Here is a 12,053-nt window from a genome sequence, read left to right as displayed (position 1 = left end):
CTTCGCCAGTCAGGCGCGTTCGCGCAGTGCGCCGCGGAGAATCTGCATGGCCTTGTACAGGCGGGACTTCACGGTGCCTTCCGGAATCCCCAGCTCGACGGCCGCCTCTTTGATCGTCCGGCCGCGGACGTACGTTTCGTAGATCGCGGAGCGGTGCTCCTCGCCCAGGTTGCCGATCACCTGGGTGATCACCATGAGTGAGAGCGCCTGGTCCGTCTCATCGGGGGCTTCCATGCTGTCGGGCGAGGTCAGCTCCACCTCCTGCGGCCTGGCCTGCCGCGTGCGCCACCCGTCGATCACGATCCGACGGGCGACCGTGAGTAGCCAACCGCGCAGCATCCGCGGGTCGCGGACGAGGTTCTCGGAGTTCTGCCAAGCCCTGATCAGGGTCTCCTGCACGACGTCCTCGGTCCATTGCCGATCATGACCGGTGAGACCGAGCACGTGCGCGAACAACGCGCCCTTGAACTGCCCGTAGAGTTCTGTGACCAGCTCCTCGGCGTGCGCCTTGGAAGTGAAGGGCGCGACGTGCCGACCTTGATCCGCCAAGGCTCCACCCATCGCATTCATGGAGAAACCAACCTCCCGGAGTCCAAGCGGCGGATGGGGCGCCCAGTCTCGTTTCGACGGCCGGAAGCGCACCTGCGATCTAATTGATACAACAGGATGGTACGGCACGCTAGATGGCAATCCAAATCTCTGATAAAAACTTCGGTACACGTATCTTTCAGAAAGCCGACGACGGACTTCTAGGGGTCTTCGACCAAGCAGGAAGGGAGCTGCGCAAGTAAACTGTGATACAAATCACAGCATTGATAGACTACTTGATCGAACCACTCCGACGCCGGTTCGTAGTACTTATCGGGCCGCACACCAAAACGATCTAGACCTTGTCGGGGGAAATGTTATGAACGCTCACATCGTGCAAACGGTTGTAGCGGCCACCTCGTACGACGCCGGCGTGCGCGCGGTGTCCGCGTTGTCGGCGCGCATGGCCTACGTCGCGATGTGCCTGTCCCTGTGCTGGGGCGTGCTCACGGCCACCGGCTGGGTGCACCGGCTGACGGGTAGACAGGCCCTGCGCGGCGGGCACATCGTGCTGGCCACGTTCACCCTGGCGACCGGTCTGACGCACGGGTTGGCGTTCCTGCTGCTCGACTCGGGCGGCCTCGGTTTCCTCCAGGTCGTGCTGCCGTTCGTCGACGGCGGCCTCGCCAGGCACGCGCTGGGCATCGTCGGGCTGGAGCTGATGATCGCCGTGGCGATCACCGCGGGCCTGCACCGGGTGCTGGAAACCTCGCAGTGGGTCAACTTCCACCGCTTCTCCTACGTGGGCGTGTGGCTGGTGGCCATGCACTCCTGGCTCGGCGCCGCCGCGAACGGGTCGGTGTCCACGCTCTGGCTGGGCGGGATCACCCTGCTCGCGCCCGCGATCACGCTGACGGTGCTGCGCTTCCTGCCGCCCGAGCACCTCGCGCGCATCGGCCTGGTGGACACCCCGCACGTGGAGGTGGACAACTCCCCCGCCCCCGAGGAACCCGCGCCGAAGCCCGGCGACCCGCTGTCGGCGAGCGTGCGCACCGAGGTGAAGGACAAGATCGCCGTCAGCGTCGACCACCAGCGGTGCCACCACTACGGGATCTGCGGTTCCCAGGCGCCCAAGGTGTTCCGGCTGCTCGACGACGGGCGGCTGCGCTACGCCAAGAACCCCGAGGCCTCCCAGACCCCGCTGGTCGAGGCCGCGGCGCACGCCTGCCCCATGCGCGCCATCAAGGTGAGCCGCGTCAAGGAGTGAGAGGCCATCGGGAACGCTCGGGAATTGCGTTCCCGCAGTAGCTTTCTTGCGTCCTGTTCGGACTGGCTCACCGGCGTGCGGAAGGCAATTCCCCCGCACGCCGCCTCGATCCGTTCCGCGCACCGGTTTCCGGGAGCGTTCCCGGTGTCCTCATGGGTCAGGGTTTCGCGAGCAACGCCGTGTCGCGCACCGGGGAGCCGCCGCCGATGGGCGTGAGGGGCAGCAGGGTGCGGCCCGTCGGGCCCACCTCGATGTCCGTTCCCATGGCCGGGCACACACCGCAGTCGAAGCACGGGGTCCAGCGGCAGTCGTCCTGCTCGCGCTCGTCCAGCGCGTCGCGCCAGTCCGCCCAGAGCCATTCCTTGTCCAGGCCCGAGTCCAGGTGGTCCCAGGGCAGGACCTCCAGCTCCTCGCGCTCGCGCGTGGTGAACCAGGCCAGGTCGACGCCGAACTCCGGCAGCTCGGCCTCGGCGGCACTCACCCAGCGCTGGTAGGAGAAGTGCTCGGACCAGCCGTCGAAGCGGCCGCCCTCGCGCCACACCCGCTCGATCACGCGGCCGATGCGGCGGTCGCCCCGCGACAGGAGTCCTTCGATCAGCGAGGGCTTGCCGTCGTGGTAGCGCATGCCGATGTTGCGGCCGAGACTGCGGTCGGAGTTGATCGCGGCGCGCAGCTTGGCCAGCCTGCTGTCCACGGTGTCCGGGTCGCACTGCGGCGACCACTGGAACGGCGTGTGCGGCTTGGGGACGAACCCGCCGATGGAGATGGTGCAGCGGATGTCCTTGCGGCCGCTGACCTCGCGGCCGGCGCGGATCACGTTCTTCGCCATCTCGGCGATCTGGAGCACGTCCTCGTCGGTCTCGGTCGGCAGGCCGCACATGAAGTACAGCTTCACCTGCCGCCAGCCGTTCGCGAACGCCGTGCTGACCGTCCGGATGAGGTCCTCCTCGGACACCATCTTGTTGATCACCCGGCGCAGCCGCTCGCTGCCGCCCTCGGGCGCGAACGTCAGACCCGACCGGCGGCCGCCGCGGGACAGCTCGTTGGCCAGGTCGACGTTGAACGCGTCGACGCGGGTGCTCGGCAGCGACAGGCCCGTGTTGGTGCCCTCGTACCGGTCCGCGAGGCCCTTGGTGATCTCGGCGATCTCCGAGTGGTCCGCGCTGGACAGCGACAGCAGGCCGACCTCCTCGAAGCCGGTCGCCTCCAGTCCGCGCTGGACCATCGCGCCGATGCCCTCGATGGAGCGCTCGCGCACCGGGCGGGTGATCATGCCCGCCTGGCAGAACCGGCAGCCGCGGGTGCAGCCGCGGAAGATCTCCACGCTCATCCGCTCGTGCACGCTCTCGGCGAGCGGCACCAGCGGCTGCTTCGGGTACGGCCACGCGTCGAGGTCCATGGTGGTCCGCTTGAACACCCGGTACGGCACGCGCTCGCGGTTGGGCACCACGCGCTGGATGCGGCCGTCGGGGAGGTACTCGACGTCGTAGAAGCGCGGCACGTACACGCCGCCGGTCTCGGCCAGGCGGGTCAGCACCTCGTCGCGACCGCCGGGGCGGCCCTCGGCCTTCCACGCGCGGACGATGTCCGTGATCTCCAGGACGGCTTCCTCGCCGTCGCCGAGCACGGCGCAGTCGACGAAGTCCGCGATGGGCTCCGGGTTGAACGCCGCGTGCCCGCCCGACACGACGATCGGGTGCTCGTCGGTGCGGTCCTCGGAGTGCAGCGGGATGCCCGCGAGGTCCAGCGCCGTCAGCATGTTCGTGTAGCCCAGCTCGGTGGCGAAGCTGATGCCCACCAGGTCGAACGCGCCGAGCGGGCGGTGCCCGTCGACGGTGAACTGCGGGACGCCGTGCTCGCGCATCAGGGCCTCGAGGTCCGGCCACACCGCGTAGGTGCGCTCGGCGAGCACGTCCGGCAGCTCGTTGAGGATCTCGTACAGGATCATGACGCCCTGGTTCGGCACCCCGACCTCGTAGGCGTCGGGGTACATCAGCGCCCAGCGGACGGCGGCGCCCTCCCAGTCCTTGACGGTCGCGTTCAGCTCGCCCCCCACGTACTGCACGGGCTTCGAGACCCTGGGCAGGAGGGGTTCCAACATGGGGAAGACCGACTCGACCGTCACGGTGGCCAGGGTAACGGCATCACTCCGGGCGGACTAACCGGAGAGCGGCCCGGTAAGCGTCCGACCAGGTCCGGGACTCATTTCAGCAGCAGCGTTCCCAACCTCCTCGCCGCGACCACGAGGCCGACCGCCGCCATGACGGCGAAGTACGCGAGGTCGCCGAGCATGCTCCAGCTCGGGATACCGGTCGTGAGGCCGCGCAGGAGTTCGATGGCGTGGTAGAGCGGCGTCCACGTGACGACGGTCTGCATGACGGGCGGGTACACCGACAGCGGGTAGAACGTGGTGGAGAACAGGAACAGCGGCAGCACCACGAGCTGGACCAGGTCGAAGTCCTGCCAGGAGCGCATGAACGTCGTCGCGGCCATGCCGACCGCGGCGAACGCGAACGCGACGACCAGACAGGCGGGCAGCGCGAGCAGCGCCCACGCCGAGGTGATCAGCCCCATGCCGAGCATGACGGACAGGAACGCCGCCGAGTACATGCCGCCGCGCAGCAGGGCCCACGAGATCTCGCCGATCGCGATGTCCAGCGGGCCGAGCGGGGTGGCCAGCATGGCGTCGTAGAGCTTGGCGTACTTGAACTTGAAGAAGATGTTGTAGGTCGCGTCGAACACCGCGCCGTTCATCGCCGAGGCGGCGAGCAGCGCGGGCGCGACGAACACCGGGTAGCTGAGCAGCTGCCCGCCGGGGCCCTCGACCTCCGTGACCAGCCTGCCGAAGCCGTAGCCCAGCGACAGCAGGAAGAACAGCGGCTCGAAGAACCCGGACACGAACGACAGCCACGCCCGCCGGTACACCATGAACGAGCGCTCCACGAGCACCCGTGCCCGCCCCGCGTACAGGCCCGGCGGCACGATCCGCAGGAACAGCCCCGCACCCGCGCGGACCTCGGCGCTCCCCTTGTCGACCATCCGCGTCACCGTCTACACCGCCAGCCTGCGTCGGAAGTACTTGCGCCCCAGCACGACCCCGACCGCGCCCATCACCAGCAGGTACCCGATGTGACCCAGAGCCGGGACCAGCCGGAGCGTGCCGAACGCGGCGCCGCGGGCCAGCTCGACGCCGTGCCACATCGGGGTGACCCACGCGACCGGCCGCAGCCACCCCGGCAGCTGCGTGATCGGGAAGAACGCCCCGGTGAACAGGGTCATCGGGATCACCACGAACCGGAACAGGCCGGTGAAGCCCTCGGCGCCGTCGCGGGTCGCGCTGAACGCGACCACGGGCGCCGCGAACGCCAGACCCGCCAGCACCGCGAACGGCACCGCCAGCAGCACCCCCGGCCCGCCGACCGCCCCGAGGGCCGCCGCGACCGCCACATACACCAGAGCGCTGCTGACCAGCCGCAACCCGATCCAGGTCAGCTGGGCGTAGAAGATCTGCGCCGGTGTCACCGGCGTGACGACCGCGCCCCAGTACGACTTCTGCCAGATGAAGGACGACAGCACCGGGTAGGTCGACTCCCACGTCGCGTTCTGCACCGTCGTCACGACCAGCAGCGCGGGGGCGAGGTAGACGAGGTAGCTGTGGCCGCCGGTCACCGCTCCCGGCTGCACCTGCGAGCCGAAGCCGAAGCCCATGGCCAGCAGGAACAGCACGGGTTGCAGGAAGCTGGAGATCGCCGTGGACCGCCAGTTGCGGCGGTACCAGGTCCACTGCTTCTCCACCACGAGCATGACCGCGCGCACCGGGCCGACCACGACACCGGTCGACCGGCTGGGGATCGCGTCCATCAGTCCACCAACGTGCGGCCGGTGAGGTGGAGGAAGACGTCCTCCAGCGTGCTGCGGCGCACCAGGCTCGACAGCGGGCGCACGTCGCGCGCCTGCGCCGCGGCCAGCGCGCCCTCGCCGTCCTTCGTGTAGAGCAGCAGCCGGTCGGGCAGCACCTCCACCCGTTCGGCGAGGTCGACCACCGACGGCACCGCGTCCTCCTGCGTGCCGGGGGCGAAGCGCAGTTCGAGCACCTCGCGGGTCGAGTACCGGTTGATCAGCTCGCTCGGCGAGCCCTCGGCGGCGATCCGGCCGCCGTCCATGACGACCAGCCGGTCGCACAGCTGCTCGGCCTCGTCCATGTAGTGCGTGGTGATGATCAGCGTGACGCCGGACTGCTTGAGCCGGAACAGCCGGTCCCACAGCAGGTGCCTGGCCTGCGGGTCCAGACCCGTCGTCGGCTCGTCGAGCAGCAGCAGGTCCGGGTCGTTGATCAGCGACCGCGCGATCGTCAGCCTGCGCTTCATCCCTCCCGACAACGGCTCCACCTCGTGGTCCGCCCGATCGGTGAGCTGCGCGAACTCCAGCAGTTCCGCCGCCTTCTCCCGCACGTGCGCCCTGGACAGGCCGAAGTACCGGCCGTAGGTGTGCAGGTTCTGCCGCACGGTCAGCTCGGTGTCGAGGTTGTCCTCCTGCGGCACCACGCCCAGCCGCGCGCGGATCCGCGGGCCCTCGGTGTCCGGGTCGAGCCCCAGCACGGTCAGCTCACCGCCGGTGCGCGGCGACGTGCAGGAGATCATCCGCATCGTCGACGACTTGCCCGCCCCGTTCGGCCCCAGGAAACCGAACGCCTCGCCTCTGCGCACGTCGACGTCGATGCCCCGCACGGCCTCGAAGTCGCCGAAGTGCTTGGTCAGGCCGCTGGCTCGGACGAGGAGTGGCTCGGCTGTGGTCACGGTTCCGACACTAACCGGGTGCACCGACAATTCCGGAGCCGTTTTAGCCTGCACCCATGGAGATCGTCTTGGACTGGCCGGACGCGGCCGACGAACGGCTGCGGCACGAGGTGCACGACGTGCTGCACGCGGTGGTCGCGGCAGGCGGCGCGATCGGCTGGCAGCGACCGCCCGGCAGGACCGACACCGACGCGTGGCTGGACCGCGTGCTCCCCCTGGTGCGCAAAGGGGACGCGGGATTCGTGGTCGCCCGCGTCGACGGCGTCGTGCGGGCGACGGCGACGTGGCAGCGCGACCCGGCGCAGGTGTTCGAGAACTGCGCCGAACTGGGGAAGGTCACCGCCCACCCGGCCACGCGCGGGGCGGGATTGGGTCGGATGGTCGTCGGGGCGGTGGTCGAGCACGCCAAGTCGGCCGGGCTGGAGGTCGTGTACCTCGGGGTGCGGGGCAACAACCTCGGCGCGATCGAGCTGTACGAGTCGCTCGGGTTCCGGGAGTGGGGGCGCCTGCCCAACTCGATCGCGGTGGGCGGCACGCGCTTCGACTCGGTGCGCATGCACCTGCCGCTCGGTTACGCGCCCGACGTCGTGCTGCACGGCTCTGCGCCGGGCGGGCTGGGGTCGTCGCCGAGCAGGCGCACGCCGTGAAGGCGCTCCCCACGACGTGGTCCGTTCGCGGGACACCTGCCGGACGGTGTCCGGCAGCTGGGACGATGGCGCGGTGAACCAACTGGAGGCGTTCCAAGCCGCCGCACGGGAGCAGGACCTGCCGCACGACGTCGTCGACTGGTGCCTGGGACAGGCGCGCCCCTGCTTGGACCTGCGGCGGAGCGGTACCGGTCCGGCGGTCGGGTACTTCGGCGGCAGACCGGCGCTGCCCGCCGGGATCGCCTGGCCCGCGGACACCGCTCTCCACCTGGCCTCGATCGACCTCGCCGCGATTCCCCGCGGCGCGCTGGACCTCGGTCTCCCCGACGACGGCACCCTGCTGTTCTTCGCCCAGGCCGACAACCTCTGCCGGCACGGCAAGGTGATCCACGTACCGGCGGGCACGCCGGTCACCGAGGCCGAGCCACCCGACGCGGGCCAGGCCGTGTACGACCGCTTCCCCTTGTACGGCCACCCGCGCCTGTGCATCCCGGAGTCCTACGACAACGGTGAACTCGACGAGGAGGTCCTCAACGCGCTCGACGACATCGTGTGGGACCTCGAGTACGACACCGAGCACGACGACGACAAGGTGGTCACCCTCGGCGGATACGGCTACGCGAACACCGGTGGCCTGGGCATCCCGGTCAGGTCCTTCACGACCGAGGCCCTGCTGGCCGAGTTCTTCCTGTCCGAGGACGAGGTCGGCGAGGACTTCGAGACCGATCTCGCCACCGTGTTCTACGTGATCGCCCGCGACGACCTGTCCGCTCACCGGTTCGACCGGCTCACGGTGGCGACCGACTTCCACGGATGACCCCGTCGCGCCGACGGCCCGGACCGCGTCGCGATCCGGGCCGTCGGGAAGTCGACTCAGAGAGCCGGGAACCAGAGCTTGATCTCGCGCTCGGCGGACTCGGGCGAGTCGGAGCCGTGGACGAGGTTGAACTGGACCTCGAGGCCGAAGTCGCCGCGGATGGTGCCGGGGGTGGCCTTCTCGACCGGGTCGGTGCCGCCCGCGAGCTGGCGGAACGCCGGGATGGCGCGGGTGCCCTCGACGACGATGGCGACCAGCGGGCCGCCGGTGATGAACTCGACGAGGTCGCCGAAGAACGACTTGCCGTCGTGCTCGGCGTAGTGCTGCTCGGCGGTCGCGCGGTCGACGGTCCGCAGCTCGAGTGCGGCCAGGGTCAGGCCCTTGCGCTCGATGCGGGCGATCACCTCGCCGACCAGACCACGGCTGACGCCATCGGGCTTGACCAGGACCAGGGTGCGCTCAGACACGGCCGTCTGTACTCCTTCGTACGGGGAATGGCGGAACCCGTGACACGGGCGGCCACGCACAGGGTAGCGACCGCCCGCCGCGGGCCCCGATGGGATAGTGCTCGCCGTGACGGAGACGACCGAGCCCGCCAAGAGCCACGCGGGCTCGATGCTGACCAGCGCCGCCGTGCTGTTCGTGCTGCTGCGACTGCTGGCCGTGGCGCACTACGACTGGCACACCGCCTTCGCGCTGCTGCACACCCTGGACCTGGACGACGCGCCGGGGCTGTTCCTCGGCACGTTCATGGCGGACCCGCGGATCAGCAGCGTGCTGCTGATCGTGGCGCTGCCGTTCACCGTCGCCTACCTGCAAGCCACCCGCGTCGACCGGAGCCGGATGCGGTTCGCGGGGACGCTGCTGCTGGTCGTGCTGGTGGCGCTGCTGATCTCGCACGTCAAGACCTACCACTACTGGTGGGTGCCCGCGGGGGCCGCGGCGCTGGCCGCCGTGCTGGTGCTGCTGGAGCGCGCCCACCGGCACCCGCGGCTGCGCGACCCGATCGCGTTCGTGCTGCACCGGTCGGGTGCTTCGACGGTGATCGCGGCGCTGGTCGTCGCCGCCGTGGTCGCGACGCCGTGGGTGCCGCTGGAACGCGTGGAGACGACCAGCGGCACCCACGAGTACTACGTGGTGGACACCCCGCCCGGCTTCCTCAAGGTGCTGGAGGCCGAGACCCGCGAGTTCAGGATCCTGCGCGCCGACGACGTCCGCTCGCGGGAGGAGCTGACCGACCACTAGTCAGCCCACGGCCACCGGTAGCGGAGCGCCAGCCGTGGCCGGGATCGGCCGGATGACCGTGACGGCCACGACGGCGGCGAGCGCGACCAGTGTCGCGCTGATGCCGAACGCCAGGTGGAAGCCGCTGGTCAACGCCTGCGCGGTCGGCACGCCCTCGGCGAGCAGCGCCGTCGTGCGGGACGTGGACGTAGTGGCCAGGACGGCCAGCCCGAGTGCGCCGCCGACCTGCATGGTCGTGTTGACGAGACCGGAGGCCAGGCCCGCGTCGCCCGGTGTCGCGCCGGACATGGCGAGCGTCGTCAACGCCGGGGACGCCATGCCGAACCCGATGCCCAGCGGCAGCACGACCGGCAGCAGGTGCCGCACGTAGTCGCCGTCGGCGGGCGCGCGCGTGAACATCAGCAGCCCGACCAGGATCAGCGCCATGCCCGCCAGCAGCACCCGCGGTTCGCCGAACCTGGCGTTGAGGCGGGCGGAGAAACCCACCGACAGCGTGCCGATCGACACCGCGAGCGGCAGGAACGCGAGGCCGACCTCCATGGCGTCGTAGCCCAGCACGAGCTGCATGTAGAGGGCGCCGAGGAAGAACATGCCGAGCATCCCGGCCACCAGCAGGATCTGCGTGCCGTTCGCGCCCACGACGTTGCGGGACCTCAGGACCCGCAACGGCAGCAGCGGGTTCGCCGCCTTCGCCTGCCGCACCGCGAAACCACCGAGCAGCGCGATCGCGAGAGCGCCCAGCACGAGGGTGTGCGCCGACACCCAGCCGTGCGTCTCGACCTCGACGATCGTGTACACCCCGAGCATCACCGACGACGTGATGAGCACCGCGCCCACGACGTCCGCGCCCTTGCCGAGGCCGATGCCCGGCGCGCCGGGGACCAGTCGGACGGCCGCCAGCACCGCGACGACGCCGACGGGGATGTTCACGAAGAAGATCCAGTGCCAGTTCAGCAACTGGGTGAGCACACCGCCCAGGAGCAGGCCGATGGAGGCGCCGGCGGCGGAGACGAAGCTGAACACGCCGATCGCCTTCGCCCGCTCCCCCGGTTCCGGGAACATCCGCACGATCATGCCCAGCGTCACCGACGTGGCCAACGCGCCGCCGACGCCCTGCACGAAACGCGCGCCGATGAGCGTGCCGGGTGACGTCGCGAGGCCGCAGAGCAGCGACGCGACGGTGAACACGACCAGCCCGAGCACGAACACCCGCTTGTGGCCGATCAGGTCCCCGAGGCGGCCGGCGAGCAGCAGCAGACCCCCGAAGGCGATCAGGTAGGCGTTCACGATCCACGCGAGCCCGGCCTGGCCGAAGCCGAGGTCCGTCCTGATCGCGGGCAGCGCCACGTTCACGATCGTCTGGTCGAGGATGATCATCATCATTCCCGTGCACAGGACCACGAGCGCGAGCCATCGCGAGTCCGCGGTCCGCTTGGTGTTGTCGATCATCGGTCCCCCTGGTTCGTCCAATACCAGAAGTGACCGTAGCAGATAGTTCTGAACGGGACGATCTACTTCTTGACTACCGCCTTCACCGCGCGCCTGCGAGGCGGGTTGTCGAACTCCACCTTTTCCGCCAACCGCCCGGCGAGCAGTGCGGCCAAGCCCTCAACCAACTCCTCGCTCCGCTTGTCCGGCAACGTGCCCAGCACGTCCTCGTACAGGTCCTGCACGACCTGCTGCGCCTTCCCGACGACCTCGCGCCCCTCCTCGGTCACCACGATGATCCGCGCCCGCCGGTCCGTGCTCGACAGCCGCCGCTCGGCCAGTCCGGCCTTCTCCAGGGCGTCCATCGTCACCACCATCGTGGTCTTGTCCAGGTTCGACAGCTCCGCCAGCTCGCTCTGCGTCCGCTCCCCCCTGGACGCGTTGGTCAGCACGCAGTGCGCCCGCGGCGAGACCCCGATCGCCGCCAGCCTCGCGGCCATCTCGGTCTCCAGCGCGTGGCTGGTGAGTTGCAGCAGCATCAGGAGGTCGACGTTCTTCGGGGTCATGGCTCCAGTGTATCGGGATCGTCCAGAGCGGGATGGTTTGCTGGCGGAATGTTCTGATGGCCGTCGTTCCCGTCGAGCGGATCACGCGTCCGGGGCGATGAGCTCCACCGTCGGGAAGTACGTGCGGTACCGCTTGACGTCCCTGGTCAACAACCTGAGCTTCATCACGGCAGCATGAGCACCGATGAAGAAGTCCGGCAAAGGAGATGTCTTGATCCCACCACGACGCCGGTAGTCGAGGTGGCACTTGCCTGCCAGGAACGCTGCTGGCCACGGCAGAGCAGCACGGATGAAGTAGTCGTGATCCAGTGCCGCGTCCAGGTCCTCCATCCGCGTGAAACGCTGGGACACTTCCGCGTAGACGACATGGTTGATCAGTAGCGGACCACTGTCCCCAGCCTTCGTCAACTGCTCGAACGACCAAGCCGACCACACCGGATCCTTGGTCATGAGGTCGAGGATCACGTTCGAGTCCACGAGCGTGCCCCGCACACCATCACTCACCGCGAGTCAGCTCCATGATCTCTTCGGTCGTCATCTCGACATCCCCTGTACCCAGGAGTGACTCGGCGATGCGCCTCCCCCTGCTGGGTCCGGCATTGGACTTCACGATCCGCGCGCTGCGGGTCCCCTCATCGACGACGACTTCCACTTCGTCACCGGGATGCAGCCCCAGCTGCTCCCGAACGTCGATGGGGATGGTCAACTGCCCCTTGCTCGTGATGCGCATGATGTAAGAATAGTACCAGTGCTACTTAC

The 12,053-nt window shown here is 69.3% G+C and carries 14 protein-coding genes; 4 read left to right on the top strand and 10 right to left on the bottom strand.

Features of this window, described 5'->3' with window-relative positions; all coding sequences use genetic code 11:
* Positions 1-9: 9 nt before the first annotated feature.
* Positions 10-561 (bottom strand): sigma-70 family RNA polymerase sigma factor, encoded by a 552-nt coding sequence (locus RM788_RS34635; protein ID WP_399340969.1) that lies wholly within the window; start codon positions 559-561, stop codon positions 10-12.
* A 361-nt stretch (positions 562-922) separates the two neighbouring features.
* Here RM788_RS34635 and RM788_RS34630 point away from each other — a divergent pair, with 361 nt between their 5' ends.
* On the top strand, positions 923-1,795 hold the full coding sequence (locus tag RM788_RS34630) for a ferredoxin (RefSeq protein WP_315923004.1): 873 nt from the start codon (positions 923-925) through the stop codon (positions 1,793-1,795).
* A 157-nt stretch (positions 1,796-1,952) separates the two neighbouring features.
* Here the strand turns inward: RM788_RS34630 and RM788_RS34625 are convergent, their stop codons facing one another.
* The 4 genes from RM788_RS34625 to RM788_RS34610 form a co-directional block, all read right to left on the bottom strand.
* A complete protein-coding gene (locus tag RM788_RS34625) occupies positions 1,953-3,920 on the bottom strand; it encodes a TIGR03960 family B12-binding radical SAM protein (protein WP_315923002.1) in 1,968 nt (655 codons plus the stop codon).
* Between the two features lie 77 nt (positions 3,921-3,997).
* Entirely contained in the window at positions 3,998-4,834 is an 837-nt protein-coding gene (locus RM788_RS34620) for an ABC transporter permease (RefSeq protein ID WP_315934834.1), read from the bottom strand.
* Between the two features lie 12 nt (positions 4,835-4,846).
* The gene (locus RM788_RS34615) at positions 4,847-5,656 is read right to left on the bottom strand and encodes an ABC transporter permease (protein WP_315923000.1); all 810 of its coding nucleotides are present in this window, start codon (positions 5,654-5,656) and stop codon (positions 4,847-4,849) included.
* Positions 5,656-6,591 carry an ABC transporter ATP-binding protein gene (locus tag RM788_RS34610; RefSeq protein WP_315922998.1) on the bottom strand — a complete coding sequence of 312 codons (936 nt, stop codon included), beginning with the start codon at positions 6,589-6,591 and terminating at the stop codon, positions 5,656-5,658. The genes RM788_RS34615 and RM788_RS34610 overlap by 1 nt, the downstream gene beginning before the upstream one ends.
* 56 nt (positions 6,592-6,647) lie before the next feature.
* Here RM788_RS34610 and RM788_RS34605 point away from each other — a divergent pair, with 56 nt between their 5' ends.
* A complete protein-coding gene (locus RM788_RS34605) occupies positions 6,648-7,238 on the top strand; it encodes a GNAT family N-acetyltransferase (RefSeq protein WP_315922995.1) in 591 nt (196 codons plus the stop codon).
* A 73-nt stretch (positions 7,239-7,311) separates the two neighbouring features.
* Positions 7,312-8,055: a DUF1963 domain-containing protein gene (locus tag RM788_RS34600; protein ID WP_315922993.1), complete on the top strand. Its 744-nt coding sequence runs from the start codon at positions 7,312-7,314 to the stop codon at positions 8,053-8,055.
* Between the two features lie 56 nt (positions 8,056-8,111).
* Here the strand turns inward: RM788_RS34600 and ndk are convergent, their stop codons facing one another.
* Entirely contained in the window at positions 8,112-8,522 is a 411-nt protein-coding gene (gene ndk, locus RM788_RS34595) for a nucleoside-diphosphate kinase (RefSeq protein WP_315922991.1), read from the bottom strand.
* 106 nt (positions 8,523-8,628) lie between these two features.
* Between ndk and RM788_RS34590 the strand changes: the two genes are divergently transcribed.
* Positions 8,629-9,300 carry a hypothetical protein gene (locus tag RM788_RS34590; RefSeq protein WP_315922989.1) on the top strand — a complete coding sequence of 224 codons (672 nt, stop codon included), beginning with the start codon at positions 8,629-8,631 and terminating at the stop codon, positions 9,298-9,300.
* On the opposite strand, the gene RM788_RS34585 is transcribed toward RM788_RS34590, so the two are convergent.
* The 4 genes from RM788_RS34585 to RM788_RS34570 all read right to left on the bottom strand — a co-directional run bounded on the left by RM788_RS34585 (position 9,301) and on the right by RM788_RS34570 (position 12,024).
* Entirely contained in the window at positions 9,301-10,749 is a 1,449-nt protein-coding gene (locus RM788_RS34585; RefSeq protein ID WP_315922987.1) for an MFS transporter, read from the bottom strand.
* 62 nt (positions 10,750-10,811) lie between these two features.
* Positions 10,812-11,294 (bottom strand): MarR family winged helix-turn-helix transcriptional regulator, encoded by a 483-nt coding sequence (locus RM788_RS34580; RefSeq protein ID WP_315922985.1) that lies wholly within the window; start codon positions 11,292-11,294, stop codon positions 10,812-10,814.
* Between the two features lie 81 nt (positions 11,295-11,375).
* A complete protein-coding gene (locus tag RM788_RS34575; protein WP_315922982.1) occupies positions 11,376-11,771 on the bottom strand; it encodes a type II toxin-antitoxin system VapC family toxin in 396 nt (131 codons plus the stop codon).
* Positions 11,772-11,790: 19 nt separating this feature from the next.
* Positions 11,791-12,024, bottom strand: coding sequence for an AbrB/MazE/SpoVT family DNA-binding domain-containing protein (locus tag RM788_RS34570; protein WP_315922980.1), 234 nt, complete (start codon positions 12,022-12,024; stop codon positions 11,791-11,793).
* Between the last annotated feature and the right edge of the window lie 29 nt (positions 12,025-12,053).

Origin of the sequence: Umezawaea sp. Da 62-37 (genome assembly GCF_032460545.1) — a bacterium.
In the GTDB taxonomy this organism is placed as follows: Bacteria; Actinomycetota; Actinomycetes; order Mycobacteriales; family Pseudonocardiaceae; genus Umezawaea.
Note: the sequence above shows the minus strand (reverse complement) of the source record. Positions and strands in the feature narration are given on the sequence as shown.

Coding starts and splice junctions, on each gene's coding strand:
- RM788_RS34615 (WP_315923000.1), bottom strand. CDS start 5,656: ATGGACGCGATCCCCAGCCGGTCGACCGGTGTCGTGGTCGGCCCGGTG.
- RM788_RS34635 (WP_399340969.1), bottom strand. CDS start 561: ATGGGTGGAGCCTTGGCGGATCAAGGTCGGCACGTCGCGCCCTTCACT.
- RM788_RS34620 (WP_315934834.1), bottom strand. CDS start 4,834: ATGGTCGACAAGGGGAGCGCCGAGGTCCGCGCGGGTGCGGGGCTGTTC.
- RM788_RS34570 (WP_315922980.1), bottom strand. CDS start 12,024: ATGCGCATCACGAGCAAGGGGCAGTTGACCATCCCCATCGACGTTCGG.
- RM788_RS34605 (WP_315922995.1), top strand. CDS start 6,648: ATGGAGATCGTCTTGGACTGGCCGGACGCGGCCGACGAACGGCTGCGG.
- RM788_RS34580 (WP_315922985.1), bottom strand. CDS start 11,294: ATGACCCCGAAGAACGTCGACCTCCTGATGCTGCTGCAACTCACCAGC.
- RM788_RS34585 (WP_315922987.1), bottom strand. CDS start 10,749: ATGATCGACAACACCAAGCGGACCGCGGACTCGCGATGGCTCGCGCTC.